Annotated in this window: 15 protein-coding genes and 3 pseudogenes; 7 read left to right on the forward strand and 11 right to left on the reverse strand. The window is 65.6% G+C overall.

Annotated elements, in window-relative coordinates; translation table 11 throughout:
• Positions 1-14: 14 nt before the first annotated feature.
• Positions 15-1,154, reverse strand: coding sequence for an efflux RND transporter periplasmic adaptor subunit (locus tag TSO352_RS23410; RefSeq protein ID WP_109109579.1), 1,140 nt, complete (start codon positions 1,152-1,154; stop codon positions 15-17).
• Positions 1,155-1,303: 149 nt separating this feature from the next.
• On the opposite strand from TSO352_RS23410, the gene TSO352_RS23415 reads away from it, so the two are divergent.
• Together TSO352_RS23415 and TSO352_RS23420 are read left to right on the forward strand one after the other, a co-directional pair.
• Positions 1,304-1,996, forward strand: a complete 693-nt coding sequence (locus TSO352_RS23415; RefSeq protein WP_109109580.1) for a response regulator — start codon at positions 1,304-1,306, stop codon at positions 1,994-1,996.
• Positions 1,993-3,081, forward strand: a complete 1,089-nt coding sequence (locus tag TSO352_RS23420; protein ID WP_109109581.1) for an ATP-binding protein — start codon at positions 1,993-1,995, stop codon at positions 3,079-3,081. The genes TSO352_RS23415 and TSO352_RS23420 overlap by 4 nt, the downstream gene beginning before the upstream one ends.
• A 75-nt stretch (positions 3,082-3,156) precedes the next feature.
• Here the strand turns inward: TSO352_RS23420 and TSO352_RS23425 are convergent, their stop codons facing one another.
• From TSO352_RS23425 to TSO352_RS23450, 6 genes are all read right to left on the reverse strand, one after another.
• Positions 3,157-4,242: an ATP-binding protein gene (locus tag TSO352_RS23425; RefSeq protein WP_109109582.1), complete on the reverse strand. Its 1,086-nt coding sequence runs from the start codon at positions 4,240-4,242 to the stop codon at positions 3,157-3,159.
• Positions 4,239-4,928, reverse strand: a complete 690-nt coding sequence (locus TSO352_RS23430) for a response regulator (RefSeq protein ID WP_109109583.1) — start codon at positions 4,926-4,928, stop codon at positions 4,239-4,241. The genes TSO352_RS23425 and TSO352_RS23430 overlap by 4 nt, the downstream gene beginning before the upstream one ends.
• 92 nt (positions 4,929-5,020) lie before the next feature.
• Complete coding sequence (locus tag TSO352_RS23435) at positions 5,021-6,490, reverse strand: efflux transporter outer membrane subunit (RefSeq protein WP_109109584.1); 1,470 nt, start codon at positions 6,488-6,490, stop codon at positions 5,021-5,023.
• Positions 6,487-7,458, reverse strand: coding sequence for an HlyD family efflux transporter periplasmic adaptor subunit (locus TSO352_RS23440; RefSeq protein ID WP_247872522.1), 972 nt, complete (start codon positions 7,456-7,458; stop codon positions 6,487-6,489). Before TSO352_RS23440 ends, TSO352_RS23435 begins: the two co-directional genes overlap by 4 nt.
• Positions 7,459-7,480: 22 nt before the next feature.
• Positions 7,481-8,152: an ABC transporter ATP-binding protein gene (locus TSO352_RS23445; RefSeq protein WP_247872341.1), complete on the reverse strand. Its 672-nt coding sequence runs from the start codon at positions 8,150-8,152 to the stop codon at positions 7,481-7,483.
• Between the two features lie 87 nt (positions 8,153-8,239).
• The gene (locus tag TSO352_RS23450) at positions 8,240-9,367 is read right to left on the reverse strand and encodes an ABC transporter permease (RefSeq protein WP_109109586.1); all 1,128 of its coding nucleotides are present in this window, start codon (positions 9,365-9,367) and stop codon (positions 8,240-8,242) included.
• Between the two features lie 250 nt (positions 9,368-9,617).
• Between TSO352_RS23450 and TSO352_RS23455 the strand changes: the two genes are divergently transcribed.
• The 3 genes and pseudogenes from TSO352_RS23455 to TSO352_RS34090 form a co-directional block, all read left to right on the forward strand.
• Positions 9,618-10,772: an SDR family oxidoreductase gene (locus TSO352_RS23455; RefSeq protein WP_109109587.1), complete on the forward strand. Its 1,155-nt coding sequence runs from the start codon at positions 9,618-9,620 to the stop codon at positions 10,770-10,772.
• Positions 10,769-11,110, forward strand: coding sequence for a multidrug efflux SMR transporter (locus TSO352_RS23460; protein WP_109109588.1), 342 nt, complete (start codon positions 10,769-10,771; stop codon positions 11,108-11,110). Before TSO352_RS23455 ends, TSO352_RS23460 begins: the two co-directional genes overlap by 4 nt.
• A 120-nt stretch (positions 11,111-11,230) precedes the next feature.
• Positions 11,231-12,124, forward strand: a pseudogene (locus TSO352_RS34090) (glycosyltransferase family 87 protein); the annotation flags it as partial.
• A gap of 369 nt (positions 12,125-12,493) precedes the next feature.
• On the opposite strand, the pseudogene TSO352_RS23470 reads toward TSO352_RS34090, so the two are convergent.
• From TSO352_RS23470 to TSO352_RS23485, 4 genes and pseudogenes are all read right to left on the reverse strand, one after another.
• Positions 12,494-13,296 (reverse strand): annotated as a pseudogene (locus TSO352_RS23470) (IS3 family transposase); the annotation flags it as partial.
• An 83-nt stretch (positions 13,297-13,379) separates the two neighbouring features.
• A complete protein-coding gene (locus TSO352_RS23475) occupies positions 13,380-14,699 on the reverse strand; it encodes a lactonase family protein (protein ID WP_247872342.1) in 1,320 nt (439 codons plus the stop codon).
• A 268-nt stretch (positions 14,700-14,967) separates the two neighbouring features.
• Positions 14,968-17,589 carry an aconitate hydratase AcnA gene (gene acnA / locus TSO352_RS23480; protein WP_109109590.1) on the reverse strand — a complete coding sequence of 874 codons (2,622 nt, stop codon included), beginning with the start codon at positions 17,587-17,589 and terminating at the stop codon, positions 14,968-14,970.
• 62 nt (positions 17,590-17,651) lie between these two features.
• Positions 17,652-18,902, reverse strand: coding sequence for an MFS transporter (locus TSO352_RS23485; RefSeq protein WP_211100392.1), 1,251 nt, complete (start codon positions 18,900-18,902; stop codon positions 17,652-17,654).
• Positions 18,903-19,292: 390 nt separating this feature from the next.
• On the opposite strand from TSO352_RS23485, the gene TSO352_RS23490 reads away from it, so the two are divergent.
• On the forward strand, positions 19,293-20,192 hold the full coding sequence (locus TSO352_RS23490) for a LysR substrate-binding domain-containing protein (protein WP_109109591.1): 900 nt from the start codon (positions 19,293-19,295) through the stop codon (positions 20,190-20,192).
• A 143-nt stretch (positions 20,193-20,335) separates the two neighbouring features.
• A pseudogene (locus TSO352_RS34095) lies at positions 20,336-20,649 on the forward strand (DDE-type integrase/transposase/recombinase); the annotation flags it as partial.
• Between the last annotated feature and the right edge of the window lie 34 nt (positions 20,650-20,683).

The raw sequence follows: 20,683 nt of genomic DNA on the forward strand, positions 1-20,683 counted from the left end.
GGTCCAACTTTCCGTTAGCGCTGCGCGGCCTGCCAGGGCAGCGCTTTCACCGGTGCGCCCGGCTGAATGCGGTCACGGCCGGTGACGACGATCGTTTCCCCCTCGCGGACACCGGACAGGACCACGTAGCGCCCGTCCACCACGTCGCCGACGGTGACCGGACGGTCGTGGACCTCCCCCGCCCCTTCCACGACGCCAAGGGTCGCAACACCCGCCCCGTCGCGCTTCACCGCTTCCTGCGGCACCAGAATCGCCGCAGGCATCGTCACGCGGGGCAACCTCGCCCGCACGAACATGCCGGGAAGCAGATGCTGTCGCGGGTTGTCCACCTCGACCCGGACCACGACATTGCCGGTGCCCGCATCGACCGTGACGTCCGAGAACAGGACCCGTCCCTTCACCGGATAGGGTGTTCCGGATGGGGACAGGATTTGCACGCCGCTGCCGTCCGCCGAATTGCCGGACTCCTGCGCCTGCCGTAGCGCCTCGAAGCGCTCGACCGGCTGGCGCACATCGACATAGACCTTGTCGATCTGCTGAACGACCGCGAGCGGCTTCGTGTCTTGGGCTGTGACAAGCGCGCCTTCCGTGGCCATCGTCGCGCCGATCCGGCCGGAGATCGGCGCGGTGATCCGTGCGAAGTCGAGGTCGAGCTGACGGCGGTTCAGTTCGGCACGGGCCTGCGCCAGCTCGGCCGCGGCCTGATCGCGCTGCGCCAGGGCGTTGTCATAGCTTTGGCGGCTGATCGCGTCAGCGCTGACGAGAGGTTTGAGGCGCTGGGACTGCACCCGCGCGTGCTCGTAGGCAGTCTGCGCGCGCAGCACCGCCGCCGCGGCGCTGTTGACGTCCGCCTGGAACGGGGCGGGATTGATCTGGAAAAGCGGCTGCCCGGCCTGCACCGCGGCGCCTTGCTCGAACAGGCGTTGCTGGATGATCCCCCCCACTTGGGGTCGGATCTCCGCCACCCGCCAGGGAGCGACACGGCCCGGCAATTCGTCCGTCACCTCCAGGGCGGTGGACGTAAGCTGCGTGACCAGCACCTCCACGGCGGCGGCCTGTTCGGTTGGGGCGGTTTCCTCTGAGCAGGACGACAGCCCGAGCGCGAGAACACCCGCGAGAACGCGCGCTCCCACTCCGCGTGCAAGCCGAAACATCGTCCACTCTCCTTCCAGAAGTTCGCAGCATGGTATCTGCTCGCGCTCGTTGGAGGTTTGTTGGAGGAATTGTGGAGGCTCAGTGGAGGTGGGTGGCGCGAAGCCAATGCAGTCCGGTATCCTCTGTCCAGTCGACGAGGTTGGGTGACATGAACGCTCTCATTCTGATCGCAGAGGACGAGGACGAGATCGCGGACATCATCCGGGCCTATCTTGAAAGAGAAGGGTTTCGGACGGTCCATGCCGCGAATGGCGAAGTGGCGCTCAGCCTGCACCGCGCGCTGAAGCCTGATCTGGTGCTGCTTGACGTCTCGATGCCGCGTTTGGACGGCTGGCAGGTGTTGTCGGCGATCCGGCACCACGACATGACGCCCGTCATCATGGTGACGGCACTCGACCAGGATATCGACAAGTTGCAGGCACTGCGGATCGGCGCGGACGATTACGTGGTGAAGCCTTTCAATCCGGTGGAAGTCGTCGCGCGCACGAAAGCGGTTCTGAGGCGCACGGCCGGCGACCGTGCAGGCGGCATGCTGCGGGTGGGGCCGGTCGAGATCGATCAAGAGGGGCATGACGCCCGGGTGACGCAGCCGGGCGCCGAAATGCGGCATCTGCCGCTGACGCTTACCGAGTTCCGCATTCTCGTCCATATGGCACGCAGTCCGGGCCGTGTCTTCTCCCGTGGCGAGCTGGTCGATGCCTGCCTGCCCGGTGCTGACGCGCTCGACCGGACTGTGGACAGCCATGTCAGCAAACTTCGGCGTAAGTTGGAGGAGGCGGGGGTGCCCGGTATGCCTGAAAGCGTGCGCGGCGTCGGCTATCGCCTGGTGTCGGTACGATGAGACGCCCGCAGGATCTCGAGCGCCAGATCAGCGTCGCGATGATCGGTGTAGCGATGGCTGGACTGCTTTCATCCCTGGTCAGCTTTTACATCGTTTACGGCTTGATCCACGTCTTTGCGCCGCATTATTTCCCCGATGCTGACGTTCTGGTGCCGACCGTCTTCGACCTCGCCAGCCTCCTGCTGGCAGGGGTGCTCGGGCTGGCGGTTGCCGCATTCGTGTCGGTCGTGCTCGCCCGCCGCCTCGCCCGGCCCTTGAGAACGGTGGCCCAGGCGGCGAAGCAGATCGCCCAAGGCAATCTTGCCGCCCGCGCCACTCCCGATGCGTACGCGCCCGAGGAAGCGGCCACCCTCATCACCGACTTCAACGACATGGCCGGACGGTTGGAGGCGACGGCGCAGCGCATGGTGACCTGGAACGCGCAGGTCGCGCACGAATTGCGCACACCGATCACCATTCTGACCGGACGGCTGCAAGGGGTGGTGGACGGCGTCTTCGCCGCGGACGAAAAGCTCATTCAAGGGCTGCTCACCCAGGTCACCGTCCTGCGGCGACTGGTCGAGGATCTCCGCGTCGTCAGCCTTGCCGACAGCGGACGGCTCGTTCTTCAACTCGGCGAGGTGTCGCTGGCGGACGAGGTGAGCGCGCTGGTCGAGTTCGTAGCACCCGATCTCGAAGCCGCGGGTTTCACGCCGCGGCTGTCGCTGGAGGCGGGCACGGCGACGGTGGACATCGTGCGGATCCGGCAGGCGCTGCTGGCGTTGATCGAGAACGCGCGCCGCCATGCCGACCCGGGCAGCTTGTCGATCGGCCTTCGATTTTCCGGTGAAGCCATCGCCATCGAGGTCATTGATTGCGGGCCGGGTCTGCCGCCGGAGTTCGCGTCGCAGGCCTTCAACGAGTTTGCCCGCGCCGGGGCGACGCAGCGTTCGGGACGCCCTGGTTCCGGGCTGGGGCTGTCCGTCGTGCGGGCGGTGGCGCGGGCGCATGGCGGCGAGGCCCGCTATCACCGGGAAGACGGTGGCTCGGCCTTCACGCTGGTGCTGCCACGCCACGCTCGCCGTGCCGGCTCGCCAAGCCCTTGACGCACAAGGTCGAAGGACCTTGCGCCACCTGTTGCAAGGAGCGACGGGCGTGAGCTTCCAGCGTCCGGTTGGATGTCATCGCCACTTCATTGGCAGGTGCATCTCGAATGTTGCGCCATGCGATTCGGATGCCGTCGCCCGAACGCTGCCGCCATGGGCCTGTGCGATCGCTTTCACCACCGCCAATCCCAGACCACTGCCACCGGTCCTGCGCGACCGCGACTGGTCAGCTCGCCAGAAGGGCGTGAAGATGCCGGTGGCGGCTCCCTCCGGCAGTCCCGGACCATTGTCGCAGACACGCAGGATCGCATGGTCGCGCGTCAGGCGGGTTTCGATAACCACCTCGCCGGGAGCCGCATGGCGCCGGACATTGTCAAGCAGCGCGACGAGCGCCTGACGGATGCGGGCACCATCGGCATCGATCACCACGACCCCCAGGTCGAGCCGCACCGAGACCTCTGCGAGTTGCAGCATGGGGCCGATGGCCGCGACCACCGAATTGACCTCCCGGGCTAGATCGATGGTTTCGAGCCGCAGTTCCAAGCGGCCGTTCTGCGCCAACGTCAGGATCTTCAGGTCGTCGACGATCCGGCCCAACCCCTCGACCTGGGCCAGCAGCGTCTGGAGAGAGGGGGTATCGGGGACAAAAACGCCATCGACATAGCCCTGAAGCTGGCCGCGCAAAATGGTCAACGGTGTACGCAGCTCATGGGCGACCGCCGCATGCCAAGCCCCCATTTCCGCCTCGGCCCGGCTCAGCTGACCCGCCATATGGTTGAAGTCCTCGATCAACTGGCGCGTTTCGGCGAAGGATGTCTTGGTCGGCACGGCCCGCGCGCTCAGATCTCCGGTGGCGATCCGCCGTGCCGCCGTCGCAACCGCCTCCACGGGCTGGATGAGCTGGTTGGCAAAACGCATCGCCACCAGGATGGCACCCGCCAGCCCGACAGCCCACAAGTTGAGGAACGCGATCCACTCGACGGCCGACGGCCAGTAACTCTCGGACTCAAGAGTGTCCACGACGGCTTCCGGTACGAAAAAGCGGAAATAGATAAAGGTGTAGAACAGGAACATGCCGGCGCACATTATGACGAGCGCAACGCCGGTCACGCCTGCCATGGCCAGGATTAGCTGTCGGTTCAGAGGTTTGTTCGGCTTCATGACGTGGTGGTCAGTCGATAGCCGATGCCGCGGACGCCTTCAAAGAGCGCGGTGAGTCCCGTGGCATGCAGCTTGCGCCGGATGTTGCTGGCATGTGTATCGATGGTTCGTTCCAACGTATCGCTTTCCGGCAGACACGCGTCGATCAGTTCGGCGCGGCTGAACACACGGGTGGGCTGCCGCGCCATATGTGACAGAATGCGAAATTCCGTCGCCGTCAGGTCGACGCGGACCCGTGTATCGCCGGCGAGGACGGCGACGGTGTAGGCAACCGGGTCAATTTCGATCGGGCCAACCCGGATCACGACGCTGTCGCTGCGGCCGGTTGCCCGGCGCAGCACGGCCTTGACCCTGGCCACCACTTCCAGCGGATTGAACGGCTTGACGATATAGTCGTCGGCTCCTATCCGCAGGGCCTGAAGTTTGTCCAGGTCCTCGTCGAGTGCAGTGACCATGATCACCGGGGTATCTCCTCGCCGCCGCACGTCGGCCAGAACTTCGAAGCCGTCAAGCTTTGGCATCTTCACGTCGAGGATGATGAGATCGGGCCTCAATTGCTGGTGGAGATCCAGAGCGATCTGTCCGTTCTCCGCCCGGACCGTACGTAGTCCTTCGCGATCAAGATACCCCGTGATGATCCGCGCGACGTCCGGGTCATCCTCGGCGACCAAAACCAATGCGTTCATTCCGTCCTACGCCTCCCGGACCAACCCTACCGGCATACAGGCCGGCACGGCTCAATGAGTGTCAAACCGACACCGGCATTCCGACTGATACATCAACACATCACTGTGCCGTTTCCGGCACAAGAACCGGTTTTACCTGCAGCGAGCTGGCAGACGCCAGAGGCACCTCCCAGGACCCGATAGAGCGTGATCTCGTTCTCCAACCGGTTCCTTTGGGCGTCCAGCAGTGTTTCATCGGCGGCGAGCAGGCTCCGTTCCGCGTCCAGAACCTCGAGATAGCCGATCGCCCCGGCCCGATAGCGTTTCATGGTCAGGGTGTGACGCTCCTCCTCCGTGTCGCGCAACGCCTTGCGGGCGGAGACCTCGCGGTCCAGCATGGCCTGACCGGCCAATGCATCGGACACCTCCCGGAATGCGGTCTGGATCGTCCGCTCATACTCGACCACCGCGATGGTCTCCCGCGCCCTGGCCAGGTCCAGGTTGGACTGGTTCTGCCCGCCATCGAACAGCGGCAGGCTCAATTGGGGGACGAACTGCCAGGCACCGCTGGCTGCCGTGAACAACGAACCCAGTTCCTTCGAAGCGACGCCTCCCGTCGCCGTCAGGCGGATCGATGGGAAGAAGGCTGCCCTTGCGGCGCCGATCTGAGCGTTGGCGGCCATCAGCCGCTGTTCCGCCGCCATGATGTCCGGGCGCGCCATCAGCAGGTCCGACGGCAGGCCCGGCTCCACCGGCCCCCAGCCGGCGGCGAAAGCGTCGGACCCGAAAGCCGGTCCCGACGGCAGATCCTTCCCGGTGCCTTCGCCATCGCTGTAACCCGTCAGCAGGGACAACTGGTTCATGGCACGTTCATGGATCAGCGTCTGTTCGATCAGGTCCGCCTCGGCCGAAGCGGTCAGGGTTCTTGCCTGCTGCAGTTCCAGCGGCGAGGAGGCGCCGACCACAAGCCGCCGGGCCATCAGGTCGGCTCCGGCTTTCCGCGATGCGACGGCGCGTTGGGCGACGGCGGCGCGGGCGGCGGCGGCACGTTCGATCACATAGGCGCGCGCCACCTCGGCCATCAGGCTGACGCGGGCCGTCCGCTGCGCTTGCTCCGTCGCCAGATAGTCGTGCAGGGCCACATCGGAGAGGCTCTTCGCCTTGCCGAAGAAATCCAATTCATAGGACGATATCGCCAGCCCGGCCGTGTAGACGGCCCGCTTGCGCGGCACGGGGTTTATACCCGGCGCCTCGAGGGAGACGGTGGGAAGACGGGCCGCGGACTGGATGCCGTTCAAAGCCCGCGCCTCCTCGACCCGCGCGACAGCCATCTTCAGGTCAAGGTTGTGGTCCAGCGCGGCCGCAAGAAGACGCTCCAGCCGCGGATCCGGATGCTGAGCGCACCGAGGAGACGAGGCCGCCGCCGTCGCTTTCGGCTTCGTCTCCGACGTCCCGTAGCGTGCTGGGATCGGTGCGATCGGGCGCTCATAATGCTGCGCCAAAGAACAGCCGGTCAGAAACGTAGCCCCGCAGAGAATCGCGAGGAGAGCCGGACAGCGGAGCGCGTTGCGGCGGGCGGTCACGGCCGCATCTCCTGCCCGCTCGGGGGCACGACCTTGCCCGTCCCCGCTCCGGCCAAGTGCAGCGGCGCCAGGAACTTCGCCAGACCACGCTGGCCGATCAGATAGTGCCGGTCGGCGCGCGACGGCAGCGAAACGATGACCTCCACCACGCGCTCGTCGACACGCTGCTGGGCATCGCTCGGGTCGAGCTTGCGCTGTCCAAGGATTTGGCCGACCCGCAGAACCTCACCGGATAGCGGCTCAGAACTGCTGTCGAACTGAATGATCACGGGTTGCCCGGAAGCGACCTGCCCCATCAGGCGTTCCTCGACGTCGACACGAAAGATGAAGCGTTCGTTGGGCACCAGCGTGAACAAGGTCGAGACATTGAGGGTGGAGGCGCCACTGCCGGGACGGGCCTGCAGCCGGACGATGCGTCCATCGACGGGTGCCCGGATTTGCCGTTGCGCGATCTCCATCTCCGCAGATGCGACCCGCGCACGGGCAAGACGAACGGCTGCGTCATGCGCGGTCAGGTCGGCCTCGGCCTCTTCAAGGCGGCTTTGCGCCTCATCGACCAGCTTCGCAGCTTCGGCACCGTCACGGCGCAGGCGGTCGAGGCGATTGCGCTCCCGTCGGGCCGCGGCGGCGCGGACCCGCAGGGCAGCTCCGCGCGCCACGGTCTCGGCGAGAGCAGCCTTGACCTCTTCCAGAGTGGCACGGGCCGCCCGGACGTCCTGGCGGGCCAGCAAGTCGCCGGATCGCACGTCTGCACCTTCCGCCACCAAGACGTCGGTGATCACACCGTCCCGCTGGGCGGCAATCTGGATCATTCCGCCTTCGACATCGACGCGCCCGCGCCCGGCGGCCACCACCGGCATGCCGACGGACAGAATTTCGCCGTTGCCGGACGTTTCGGGTTGCGACTGGTCCGTCATCCCCCCCGCGGAGTACACCACCCCCATGGTCGAACCGATGACCGTCAACACCACTCCAGCCAGAATGACTTTCCTAAAGGGCGGCATGGTCGGAAACCTGTGAAAATGGGTCGTCGCCGTGCGGCCGCTCGTCAGCCTGGATGCGACCGTCATCAATGGTGATGATGCGATCGGCATGGGGAATCAGACGGGCGTCATGGGTGACGCACAACACCATGGCCCGGTGGCGATGGGCGTAGCGGCGCAGGATGATGGTGACCAAGTCGCCGTTGTACCGGTCGAGCGCCGATGTCGGCTCGTCGGCGAACAGCACGGTGGGACGCTTCACCAGCGCCCGGGCGATGGCGACCCGCTGCTTTTCACCACCCGACAGCGCCGCCGGTTTCAGATGGGCACGGTCGTCCAGCCCGACATCCTTCAGCGCCTGCCACGCCCGTGCATCCAAGTCCACCGCCTGGGTTCCAGTCATCTGCAGGACGAGACGAACCTGATCAAGCGCACTGAGGGCAGCGAAAAGATTGGGGCTTTGAAAGATGAAGCCGCAATGGCGCAGGCGGATGTCGGTCAGATCGCTTTCGCCAAGGCCGCTAATGGGGAAGCCGAGAAGGCTGACCGAGCCCCGATCAGGACGCGACAGCCCGGCCAATATCGCCATCAACGTTGATTTGCCGGAACCGGACGGCCCCATCAGCAGGGTCAACTCGCCGCACCGTGCCGTCAGGTCGATCCCCTTGAGAATGTCCATCCATCTGGCACCATTGCGGTAGGATTTGTACAGTCCCCGAGCGCAAAGCACCGGTGTGTCTATAGAAGCAAGCATCATATGGTGTCCTTATCGCAGCAGGTCGGCCGGCTCGCTGCGGTACAGAACCGACAGCGCGAGCAGTCCTGAGACGCTGGCGATCACCGTGACGAGCAGGCTGGTGACTGTGCAGAGCCACATGCTCATCACCAGGGGAATGCTCAGGAACCAGGCCACGCCATAGAGGGCGGCGGCCATGGCAAACATCGCGGCATTGCCCGCCAGAGCCACCCACAGGGATTGCTCCAGCACGATCCCTCGCAGTTGGCCGACCCGAACACCCAGGGCTCGCAGGGCGGCATATTCCTTTATCGAGGCGATCACCGCCCCGCGCAGGGTCTGGCCGGTCACTCCGGCTCCGACCAGCAGAGCCAGCAGCATCGAGAAGCCGAAGGAGGTGCCGGCTCCGGAATCCTCCAGCCAAAACAGTGCGGATATCCACCTCAACTGCTCGGGTGTGGCGACGCTGTAGCTCTTGGAAGGTGCGGCAGCTTCAAGCTCCTCGCGAACGGTGCCGACATCGAAATGTGGGTCCAGCTTCAACAGGAAATAGGGCGGCCCGCTGATGCCCGGGTCCATGGTGATCTGCCGCAATGACGAGGGCGAGGCGAAGACCAGCGGCATCAGGTTGCTGCGAAAGCCATGGACGAGTCCACCGATCGTCACACGCTTTCCAGCGATCTCCGCCGTGCCACCGACCTGCGCGCCCAGCTTTGCCGCGTCGGCTTCGTCCACCAGCACGGTGTCGGGATTAGACAGGAGCGCCAGCGCCTCCGCCGAGAAGCCTTCAAGTCCGCCGAGCGCGCCCTGCTGGAGCGGAACTCCGACGACCATGACGCTCTGACGGGCCCCGTCCCCCGTCTTCCAGTCGACGTAGCTCATTCCCATCTCGCGCACGTCGAGGACGGCCGGGTGCGACCAGAACAATCCCTCGCTGCGGGCTGGAACGCTGGTCGACTGGTCCCAACTGCGGATATTCGCGGCTGTGACCCACAGATCCGCTTTCGAGCGGGTCACCGGCAGGGTGAAGGCGTCGAGCTGCCCCAGCAGCAGTCCGACCTGTATCAGGATCAGCAGGCCGGAGAAGGCCAGGGTAAGGATCGCCGCGGCGAAACGTTTCCATTCATGTACGAGCGTTTGTCGGGCGAGCGAAACCATCGAAGAGCCTTTCCACGCGATGCGCGGAAAGGACGTGGCAGCGCGCTGTCAAGAGGCGGTTGGGCAATTGTGGAGATTGTACAGAGACGCAAGGCTGCCCCCGCCGACAGGCTGGTGAAATCCGGACACCGACCCGGCATCAACGGACGCTCCATGCAATCTGCACAAAGCAGTGAGACATCGTCGGCCGGCCGCCGTCGCTCGAATACGACGCCGCGCCAACCTCTCACTGCCGAAGGTTCATTCGGATATGACGACTGTTCTTCTGACCGGCGCCACCGGCTTCATCGGCGGTGCGGTGCTCGCTCACGGCCTCGACAGCCATCCAGATATTCGATGGGTCTGCCTTGTCCGGGGAAGCGGTGCGGCCCAGGCGCATGACCGGTTGCTGGAAAACCTGTCCCGCTTCATGGAGGCCGATGCGGCCCGTCGGGCGATCCAGCGCGTCGAGATCGTCGTCGGCGACATCACCGCCCCGCCGAGCCTGGAGGACCGCCGCCTGGATGCGGTGACCCACATTCTGCATCTTGCCGCCGACACCTCCTTCCGGGCGGAGGAGCACTGCCGTCGTGTCAATGTCGAGGGGACCCGCGCTCTGGCGGAGCGGGCCCGACGCATGCCGCATCTCAGCCGCTTCCTTTACGGTGGCACCGCCATGATCTGCGGTGGAAACCCGCCGCCGCTGGTTCGGGAATCCGATCCGCCCGCCCCGGCAGCCGAGCACATCGTCCCGTACACCCGGACCAAGGCAACGACCGAGGCGATGCTGCGGCATGAATTCGCCGATCTTCCCGTCATCATGGTGCGCCCGTCGATCGTCACCGGTCACCGGACGCTCGGCTGCATCCCCAGCAGCAGTATTTTCTGGATGTTCCGTGCCGGCGACCGGCTGCGTCTGGTGGCGGGCGAACTGTCCGGGGGCATCGACGTTGTTCCGGTCGACTGGACGGCGGAAGTGCTGGTCGGGCTGCTGGTGAAGCCGGAGCTGGCATACGACAGCTATCACCTGTCCGCCGGAATGAGAAAGCGCACGACCTGGGGCGACCTCGCGGCTGCCTTCGAGCGGTGCGATCCGCAGGGTGGTTCCCGCAATTACAGCAACTTCAGTGCCGGTGACTGGAGACTGCTCCGCGCGCGCTTCCAAATGGCTTTTGGCCTCAACGGTCCGTTGCAGATCGCCATGCTGCGGGCGATGCGCTCCTATTATCAGTTCAGCACGCTCGGCGTCGCCTTCGACAACGACCGTCTGGTCACTGAAGGCTTCGCGCTGCCACCCACGCTGGCGGACTATCTGCCTGCCTGCCTGTCGGCCCCGAGCGGACTGTCGATCATCGACCAATTCGCCGACGACCTCGGCATGTTCGACGGGGTGTCTGAAAGCTTGAGCAACCCGGTGGCGGCATGACGGCGGCGCTCGGTTACGGCCTGCTCGCCCTGGCGATCCTTGCGGAGATCAGCGCCACGATCTCGCTGAAGGCTTCGGATGGCATGACCAGGGTCGGCCCGATGATGGTCGTGGTGATCGGCTACGCCCTGTCCTTCTGGCTGCTGTCGGTTTCACTCCAGCGTTTTCCGGTCTCGTTCGTCTATTCGGTCTGGGCGGGATTCGGCATGGCTGGCGCCGCCGTGGGCGGTTGGTGGCTGTTCGGCGAGGCGTTGGCCATGCCTGCCCTTGTCGGAATGGGCCTTATCGCTCTTGGCGTGCTCATCCTTGCGAGCGCAATGGGGTCGCCCGCAGCCTGACCGCAACCGCCCCACGTCCATCACTCCCGATCCGCCGCCGCCCATCCAGCAGGCCCTGCCGCTGACCTGACCCACGTGACGGGGGGCGATGCGGATGAGGGCAAACAGGCCCCCATCACCATGTTCGAAACCATCGCCTCTCCATTGCCGCCAAAGCCGGCGGACACCCTTGATTCACCGGCGCAAGCCCGGTCATCCGGATGGAGGCCAGGATGGGGGATCCTGCTGTGGGGCCTCTTGACGGTCGTCATTTCGATCATCGGTGTGTTTCAACCGCACCGATGCATCTCCTGGATCTATCGTCAGGCTCTTGACGCTTGGGTGACCGCCTCCCCACTCTATGCACCGGGCTTGCATGGATTTCTCTATCTGCCGACCGGTGCACTGATTTACGGGCCGTTCGCCCTCATTCCGCAGCCGCTGGACAGCTACATCTGGCGGCTTTTCCTGTCGGTCGCCCTTGTGGCCGCGGTACGCCGCTATACGGCGATGCTGATCCCGGGGACCGGGCTTGCCGCTGCCGGCACGGTTCTAGCCCTTGCCATCCCGGCGGCCGCGATCGACCTGCTGCGAGGGCAGATGACCTTGCTGATGATCGCCGTCCTGCTTGTGGCAACCGTCGAGGCCGCAGCCGGCCGGAACCGGCGTGCCGGTCTCTTGCTGGCGCTGTCGGTTGTCGTGAAGCCGTTGGCCCTGATACCCGCCATGCTGATCCTCGTTGCCGTTCCGCATGCGGGATTGGGGTTTGTCGCCGGCCTTGCCCTCGGCATTCTGGTCGGCCTGCTCCATCCAGACCCGAACTATGCGATCACCCAATGGGTGGCCGTGGTGGAAAAGCTGCGCACCGCCTCCGCTCCTGACACCGGGACTTGGTTCGACGTCGGTGCAGTGTTCAAACGGCTGGGATGGATCGGACCGTCGGAACAGCTTTTTGCACTGCGCAGTGTCGCGGCCCTTGCGACGCTGATGTTGGCGATGTTGGCGTCCCATCGCTTCGCGACGAGGATCGCCGTCATCCTCTGCCTTCATCTCGGCGTCTGCTATCTCCTCCTTTGGAACCCGCGTGTCGAGGAAGGATCCTACGTCATGCTTGCGCTGCTTGCCGGCGGCCAATTCCTCATCGCGTCCCAGACACCGGGCGGGAAGATGCCGGCGGGATTCACCCTGGTCCTGTGTCTGGCATTGGGCACCCACATGTATGGAGATTGGGTCTATCGACCAACGGCGACCTGGATCAAACAGTTGATGGCGATGGCCTGGATGCTGACGCTGGCGGGGGCAATTGCCTTCCCGAAAGCTCTCCTGTCGCGGCTGTCAGCTTTTGGTTGGGCCGCAGTCTATCCATTCCAGGCTTCAGAAAACGGCTCCAGCGCAGGATTGCCATGCTGTCAACTCGGTCCCGTTGTCGCTGACCACCAGCCGCGGCTTGCCGCGTCGGGCGATCAGGGCGCCGAGTTCACGGGCAACGCGGGCGCCGGACAGCGAGGTGTCGGCCACCAGCGCCAGACACTCGCGTGTGAAGTCATCCACCACCGCTAAAATCCGGAAGCGCCGACCGTCGCTGAAGCTGTCAGCGACGAAGTCCAGCGACCAGCGCTGGTTTGGCTCTTGCGCCAGCGCCAGCGGCGCCCGCGTGCCCAAGGCGCGTTTGCGCCCGCCGCGCCGACGCACCTGGAGTTTCTCCTCGGTGTAGAGCCGGCGCAGCTTCTTCTGGTTCATGGAATGACCCTCGCGGGCCAGCAGCAGATGCAGCCGGCGATAGCCGAAGCGCAGCCGCTCCCGAATGACGGCATAATCCGGGCGACGGGAGCGGTAGCGCACCGTCGAGCGATCCGCTCCCAGCACAAGGCACGCCCGCCGCTCGCTCACACCGTGGCTGGCACGGACATGGGCAACGGCACTCCGCACAGCCGCGGGCGTCACCATTTTTTTGCGGCGACGTCCTTCAGGATGGCGTTGTCCAGCATGGCTTCGGCCAGCAGCTTCTTCAGCCGCATGTTCTCCTCCTCGAGCGCCTTCAGCCGCCGGGCTTCGGAAACCTCCAGCCCGCCGTACTTGGCCTTCCAGCTGCAGAAGGTCGCCTCGCTGATCCCATGCCGGCGGCACACATCCGCCGTCTTCTGGCCGGCCTCCTGAGCCTTTAGGATGCCGATAATCTGCTCTTCGCTAAACAGGCTGCGTCTCATCCGTCCGTCTCCTCTCGATGACGGACTCTACCCATTCCTGGAGGAACTTTCCGGTCTCAGGTCACCCACCCGAGAAGTTGAGCTTACAGCCGAGGTTGCCCGTTGCCCGCGGGATTGAAGAGGATGCAGACCGGGCTGCCGGTGCGGGCCACGGTTGTCGGGAACGCCAGGGCTCCGGTGCGGGGATCGACGCGGAACCCGACTATGCTGTCACTGTCCTCATTAGCGACGAACAGGACGTCGTCTTCCGGGCTGAGCGCGAAGAACCGCGGCGTCCGCCCCTCGGCGGCTTGCCAGCCGGCGGGTGTCAGGCGGCCGGTGGCCTCGTCCACTGCGAAGGCGGCGATGCTCTCGTGACCGCGGTTGGAGGCGTAGACGAAGCGACCGTTCGTGGACATCGCGATCTCCGCCGCACGGCTGTTGCCGACGAAGCTGTCGGGTAGCGCGCTCAGCACCTGGATGGGGGCGAGCCTTCCGGTTTCCGCATCGAAGCGGCAGGCGGTGACGGTGGAGTCGAGTTCGTTGACGACGTAGGCGAAGCGGTTGGTTGGGTGGAACACGATGTGGCGGGGGCCGGCGCCCTCCCGCGCTTCGGCCGCAGCACCTTCGACGGCGGACAGCTTGCCAGTGGCGGCGTCGAGACGGAAGGCAAAGGTCCGGTCCAGCCCCTTGTCGGGTACCACGACGAAGCGGTCGGCCCGGTCGAACTGGACCTGATGCGGCTTGGGGAACGGCTGCTCGACCCGGTGCGGGCCGATCTTGCCGGTCAAGGTCACGAGGTCGCACAGCGTGCCGAGAGACCCATCCTCCGCGATCGCCAAAACGGCCAACGACGAGGTGATGTGGTTGGCGACGACGACGAAGCGGTTGGTCGGGTCGACGCAGAGGTGGACCGGGTTCTTGCCCCCCGTCGAGACCTGATTGAGGAAGTTGAGTTCACCCGAGGCCGGATCGATGCGGAAGGCGCTGATCTCGCTGCGGTCACCATGCACGACATAGAGGAAGCGGCGCTGCCGGTCGAAGCAGAGGAAGGACGGGTTGATGAGGTCGCGCAGAACCTGGACCGGGGTCCAGTCGGCCGCGGCCGGATCAACCCGGTAGACGCTGAGCCCGTCCCCCCGCGCATTCCGTTCCCGGGTGGTGCGCGAACCGACATAGGCGAAGTACGGCGTGTTGGACTGCGGCATGGCCTTCGGCGCCTCCTGACGCCCGTTGCGGTTGGTGTCGGCCGGTTGCGCCAGGGCCTCCGACGCCGGCAGCACTCCGGCACAGGCGGAGCCAGCAACCAGACCGGCTAGGCTTTGGCAAAATCGGCGCCGTGCCATTGCCGAGCCCAGATCGGAGCCCAAAGCACCGGGTCTTTGTTCTTCGTCCGTCGGAACGGAGGGCGGCATAAGCTGCATTGAACTCCTCCTTTGGAAACGAAAAAGTGTCAGCGCCGATCACCGTGAGAAGAGCGCGAATCAAAACCTCCTTCCGGCATGCTGAAGTCGTTGGAGGGCTTCAGGCTGGGCTGAGACTTGATTAGCGCTCTAGAGCCCTCACTGAGGACGCAGGCTTCAACGTCTCATTGGCGGGGTAGAACCTTATCGGTGTGGAGTTTCGCTGGCATGGCGATGGTTCGGATTACAGCGTCGTTCGACTGCGACATCTCGGTGGCTCTCCTTTCGCTCACTTCGACGCCATCAGCGCGCGCCGCAGGATCATTGGAATCACCCCGCCGGCCTGGATGAGCGCCACGTCAAGCTCCGTTTCCAGCAGGGCCGTCGCCTCGCACTCTTCGGTCGCTCCCGAGGTCCGGCGCAAAGCCACCCGGATCGAGGCGCGCGGCACCAGGGTCGCCGGATCGGCATGGACCTCCAGCCGGTCGCCCGGCGCGATCTTCAGAACCTCCGGCCGCCAGTCCGGCGGCAGCCGCAGGGGAAGGATGCCCATGCCGACGAGGTTGGAGCGGTGGATGCGCTCAAAGCTCAGCGCCAGCACGGCGCGGACGCCCAACAGATGGGTGCCCTTGGCCGCCCAGTCGCGCGACGACCCGGTGCCGTAGCGTTCCCCGGCGACCAGCACGGTGGACAGGCCGGCCTGGGCGTAACGCTCGGCGGCGACCCAGACGGGCAGCCGTTCGCCGGTCGGCACGAAGACGGTCTGGCCCGGCTTGGCCTCCGGACACAGCTGGTTGACGATCGTCTTGTTGGTGAACACCCCGCGCAGCATCACTTCCCAGTTGCCACGGCGGGACGCGTAGACGTTCAGATCCTGCGGGTCCGCCCCGCGGGCGATCAGGTGCCGGCCGGCGTCGCTCGCCACCGGAATGGCGCTGGCGGGGGAGATGTGGTCGGTCGTGATGTCATCGCCCAGCACCAGCAGCGGATGCGCGGTGAAGGACGGGGCCGGCGCCTGTTGCGGCCCGAAATTGACGAAGGGCGGACGGCGCAGATAGGTCGAGTCAGGGTCCCACGGGAAGCGCTGCGTCTCCGGCGCCGGCAGTTCGCGCCACAGGGGGGAGGCCTCGGCCTCCGCATAGGAGATCGCGACATCGTCTGGATCGATGGCCGCGGCCAGCGCCGCCTCGATCTCCTCCGACCCCGGCCACAGATCGGCGAGCCGGACCGCCCGTCCGTCGCTGCCGATGCCCAGCGGGTCGCGGGTGACGTCCAGCACCGCCCGTCCGCTGAGCGCCCAGGCGATCACCAACGGCGGCGAGGCCAGCAGGGCGGAGGTCAGCTGCGGATGCACCCGTCCGGGGAAGTTGCGGTTGCCCGACAGCACGACGACCGGCTTGATGCCGCGCCGCTCCATCGCGTCGGCCACCACCGGCAGCAGCGGGCCCGGATTGCCGATGCAGGTGGCGCAGCCATAGGCGGCGATGCCGAACCCCAGCGCCTCCAGATCCTCCAGCAGCCCGGCCCGCGCCAGACGACGCGCCGTCGCCGGTGATCCGGGCGTCAACGAGGTCTTCACCCAGGCCGGCGGACGCAGGCCCAGCCGCCGCGCCTTGCGTGCCAGCAGCCCGGCGGCGACCAACAGCCCAAGGTCCGTGGTGTTGGTGCAGGAGGTGATGGCGGCGATCGCCACCGCGTCTTCCGGCACCTCGTCACCCTCCCCGGCCGGTGCCGCCCCGGCGACCAGCGGCGCCATCACCGCCGGGACCTGCGCCGGCTCCAGCCGGTCATGCGGACGACGGGGGCCGGCCAGCGTCGGGCGCAGGGTGGACAGGTCGATGGCAATCGTCTCGGTGTAGCGGGGGGTGGCTTCCGGCTCGAACCACAGGCCGATCGCCTTGGCATAGGCTTCGATCAGCGCCAGCTGCGTCTCGTCGCGGCCGGTGTCGCGCAGATAGGCCAGCGTACGCTGGTCGATGGCGAAGAAGCCGGTGCTGGCGCCATATTCCGGCGCCATGTTGGCGAGGACCGAGCGCTCGCCCGCCGACAGGCTCGCCACGCCGGGGCCGAAGAACTCGACGAACTCGCCGGCGACGCCCAGCTTGCGCAGCCGCTCCGTCACCACCAAGGCCAGATCGGTGGCGAGTGCCCCCTCGCCCAGCCGTCCGTCCAGCCGCACGCCGATCACCTCAGGAACCCGCAGGGCCAGCGGTACGCCGAACATGACCGCCTCGGCCTCAATGCCGCCCACGCCCCAGCCCAGCACGCCCAGGCTGTTGATCATCGGTGTGTGGCTGTCGGTGCCGACCAGCGTGTCGGGCACCGCCCAGCGCTCGCCGTCCCGCTCCTCCACGGCCACGACGGTGGCGAGGCGCTCCATGTTGATGGTGTGCATGATGCCGGTGCCGGGCGGGAAGACGCGGAAGCCGCGCACGGTGTTGGCCGCCCATTTCATGAAGCGGTAGCGCTCGGCGTTCCGCTCCATTTCGCGTGTCATGTTGTGGCGCAGGGCGTCCGGCCGGGCCGACACGTCCACCGCCACCGAATGGTCGGTGGAGGTCGCCACCGGACAGGCCGGGTTCAGCCGGACCGGGTCGCCGCCCGCTTCGGCCAGGGCGTCGCGCATCGCCGCGATGTCAACCAGCGCCGGGCCGCAGGTGGTGTCGTGCATTAGGATACGGCTGGGCGCATATGGGATCTCCGCCTCGCTCCGCCCGCTGTCCAGCCAGCCGAGCAGCGCCTGTCGTCCGGCCTCCGCCACCGCAGCGTCGGGCTGGCGCAGCACATTCTCCAGCAGGACACGGTGGCACCAGGGCATCCGCTCCAGCGCGCCCTCGGCTGCCGCCCGTAGATCAACGTGCTGCAGCGTGCCGAAGGGGCCGTTCAAGGTGGAGGTGAAAGGCTGAACCATGGGGGATCCTTGGAAACGGGCGATGTGGAAAAAAGGTCACTCTCGAGGATCGCGGTGCTCTATCAGGCGCGCTCTTCGAAGCGCATCAGGGCGGTCATCAGGAAGGAGACGACCAGCAGGCCGCTGAGGAAGATCAGGCCGGCGGTGGCGCTGCCGGTGGAGCCCTTGACCAGACCGATCACATAGGGTCCGGCGAAGCCGCCGAGGTTGCCGATCGAATTGATGACGGCGATCGACATCGCCGCGGTCGAGCGGGATAGGAACAGCGACGGCAGCGCCCAGAATGGAGCCTTAAAGGCGTAGAGACCGGTCAGCGCAGCACTGATCAGCGCCATCGCGAGCCACGGCGCCTCCACCGCCCCCACCACGGCGAGGGCCGCACCGGCCAGCAGCAGCGGAAGCGCCGAATGCAGCCGGCGCTCGCCGGTCCGGTCCGAATTGCGTGACCAGGCGATCATCCCGACCGTCGCCAGCGCGTAGGGCACCATGGCGATCAGCCCGACCTCGGTGTTGGACAGGCTGCCGGAGAAGCCCTTGATGATCTGCGGCATCCAATAGCCGATCCCCAGGCTGCCGGTCTGATAGACGAAGTAGATCAGCGACAGGAACAGCACCTTCGGGTTCAGCATCGTGCGCAGCGTGCTGAGATGGCGGGCATTGGGCCGCGCCTTGCGGTCGGTTTCCAGTTCCTGGACCAGCCACGCTTTCTCGCGCGCGTCCAGCCATTCGGCCTGCTCTGGCCGGTCGACCAGGAAGAGGAAGGTTGCGATGCCGCCCAGGATGGCTGGACCGCCTTCCAGGATGATCATCCAGCGCCAGCCGCTGAGGCCCAGCCAGTTGATGTTGTCCATCATCCAGGTGCTGAGCGGCGCGCCCATCAGGTAGGATACCGGAATCGCCGCGGTGAACAGCGCTATGGTCGTTGCCTGTTCCTTGGCGCGGAACCAGTGGGTCAGATAGACGATGATGCCGGGGAAGAAGCCGGCCTCTGCCACGCCCAACAGGAAACGCAAGACATAGAGCTGCTCGGCCGTCTGCACGAAGGCGGTCAGCACCGACACGATGCCCCAGCTGATCAGGATGCGGGCAATCCACACCCGCGCGCCATAGCGGGCGAGCATGACGTTGCTCGGCACCTCGAACAGGAAATAGCCGATGAAGAAGATGCCGGAGGCAAAGCCGAAGGCTTCGGCGCCCAGCGCCAGTTCATGGTTCATCTGCAACGCGGCGTAACCGATGTTCGCCCGGTCCAGATACGAGATCACATAGAGCATGAACGTGAAGGGCACGATCCGCCATGTCACCTTGCGCACCACCTGCCGTCCAAAGGATTCAGGCGGCGACTCTTGTACACACTCCGCCATCATGGCGTTTCTCCCTCATTATTTTCGGCCCCGCGGTGCCGCGCGGGTGGGTCACGGCACAGGCATGGAGCGCCGGGCCGGTGAAGCTGCTTGTGGCGGCATTGCGTGCCGTTTTCGCTACGGCTTTGTTTCCAGAAGCTACGGAATGTGCGGCATACCGACAATTGGTGCTTCGCCAACTGAGCCTTCGTCAATCGCGAAGCCTGGGACCACGGGAGGGAGGAGGCCGTTGACAACGACGAAGCCGACCCTGATGCTCGGCAGTCATATCGGCACCTGAGAAAACCAGACTGACCATTTGGCCGAAACAAGCCGAAGCATTACGGACGGTGAAGGTTCATGCGCTTCGACCTGATCACGCTCAGGCTCTTCGTTGCCGTTGGAGAAGAAGCCAATCTGACGCGGGCGGCAGAGCGCGAGAACATCGTTCTGTCAGCGGCGAGCAAGAGAATCGCCGATCTGGAAACAAGCGTCGGCATCGCCCTGCTTCGCCGGCATGCCCGTGGCGTCACGCTGACTCCGGCTGGCCAGACCTTCCTGCACTATTCCCGGCAGGTGCTGCAGACGCTGGCCCGCATGGAAGGGGAACTGAGCGATTTCACCGTTGGAGTGAAAGGGCATGTGCGCATGCATGCCATCGCGTCGGCGATCTCGGAGTTTCTGCCCCACGAACTCAACAGCTTCCTGACGCGCTACCCCATGGTCAAGATCGACTTGGAGGAGCAGGTCGGCCCCGCGATCGTGCGGGCGGTGGCGGATCGGTCCGCCGACATCGGCATCATCACGGAGAACACCACGGCCGAAGGGCTGGAACGGCTGCCCTACCATGTGGACCATCTGGTCCTCGTCGTTCCCGACGGCCATCCACTGGCTGAACGCCCGTCCGTCCGGCTGATGGAGACGCTGGGCTATGACTTCATCGGCCCGCATCCAGACAGCTCGCTTCTGGCCGTCATCATGCGGGCGTCCATGGAGACGGGCTGTTCGATCAAGCTGCGCATCCAGGTCCGCAGCTTCGACGGGATGTGCCGGATGATCGAGGAAAATCTCGGCATTGGCATCCTGCCCCAGATGGCTATCGAGCATCAAATCACCGCGGGTCGCATCCGCGCGATTCCGCTGGCCGAAACCTGGGCAACGCGCCGGCTGTTCTTGTGCGTGCGCGATCTGACATCGCTGCCCGGCAGCGCTCGCCAACTAATCCAGCATCTTAAGGTTGCCGATCAATCGACAGCTTGATCTTAATCAGCTTAGAAGCAAATCCCTTAGCCAAGCCACCGCGCCGCAAGGCTCCGTTGCAAAGCTTGCCGGCGTGCGGAGATCGGGTAAAACGCAACCTGACCCTCCTCCGAATCCACATGCGCACGGAACTGCCGCTGGCTGCCCTGACCATGGCGATCCAGCGGCAAACGGCCCCAGCCCGGCCTCCTGCACCACTCGGATCGCGGCCGTCAATACGCCGCTGGGGATTACCGCAAAGTACTGATGAACAACGGTATCGTGCAATCGATGAGCCGCAAAGGCAACTGCTGGGAACCCGAAGGGACAGCGCAGCAACAACGCCCCGATAGAAAGCTTCTTCGGCAGTTTGAAAGCGGAACTCGTCTGTGGCGCCCGCTATCCAACGCGCGACGCCGCTCGCAGGGACCTGTTCGCCTACATCGAAAGGTATTACAATCGCCCGCGACGGCACTCGGCTACATCACCCCGGACCAGGCCGAGCTTCGAGC

It is taken from the genome of Azospirillum sp. TSO35-2, assembly GCF_003116095.1.
Taxonomy (GTDB): Bacteria; Pseudomonadota; Alphaproteobacteria; order Azospirillales; family Azospirillaceae; genus Azospirillum.

Coding starts and splice junctions, on each gene's coding strand:
- TSO352_RS23450 (WP_109109586.1), bottom strand. CDS start 9,367: ATGGTTTCGCTCGCCCGACAAACGCTCGTACATGAATGGAAACGTTTC.
- acnA (WP_109109590.1), bottom strand. CDS start 17,589: ATGGTTCAGCCTTTCACCTCCACCTTGAACGGCCCCTTCGGCACGCTG.
- TSO352_RS23475 (WP_247872342.1), bottom strand. CDS start 14,699: ATGCAGCTTATGCCGCCCTCCGTTCCGACGGACGAAGAACAAAGACCC.
- TSO352_RS23490 (WP_109109591.1), top strand. CDS start 19,293: ATGCGCTTCGACCTGATCACGCTCAGGCTCTTCGTTGCCGTTGGAGAA.
- TSO352_RS23415 (WP_109109580.1), top strand. CDS start 1,304: ATGAACGCTCTCATTCTGATCGCAGAGGACGAGGACGAGATCGCGGAC.
- TSO352_RS23460 (WP_109109588.1), top strand. CDS start 10,769: ATGACGGCGGCGCTCGGTTACGGCCTGCTCGCCCTGGCGATCCTTGCG.
- TSO352_RS23445 (WP_247872341.1), bottom strand. CDS start 8,152: ATGGACATTCTCAAGGGGATCGACCTGACGGCACGGTGCGGCGAGTTG.
- TSO352_RS23455 (WP_109109587.1), top strand. CDS start 9,618: ATGACGACTGTTCTTCTGACCGGCGCCACCGGCTTCATCGGCGGTGCG.
- TSO352_RS23410 (WP_109109579.1), bottom strand. CDS start 1,154: ATGTTTCGGCTTGCACGCGGAGTGGGAGCGCGCGTTCTCGCGGGTGTT.
- TSO352_RS23430 (WP_109109583.1), bottom strand. CDS start 4,928: ATGAACGCATTGGTTTTGGTCGCCGAGGATGACCCGGACGTCGCGCGG.
- TSO352_RS23420 (WP_109109581.1), top strand. CDS start 1,993: ATGAGACGCCCGCAGGATCTCGAGCGCCAGATCAGCGTCGCGATGATC.
- TSO352_RS23425 (WP_109109582.1), bottom strand. CDS start 4,242: ATGAAGCCGAACAAACCTCTGAACCGACAGCTAATCCTGGCCATGGCA.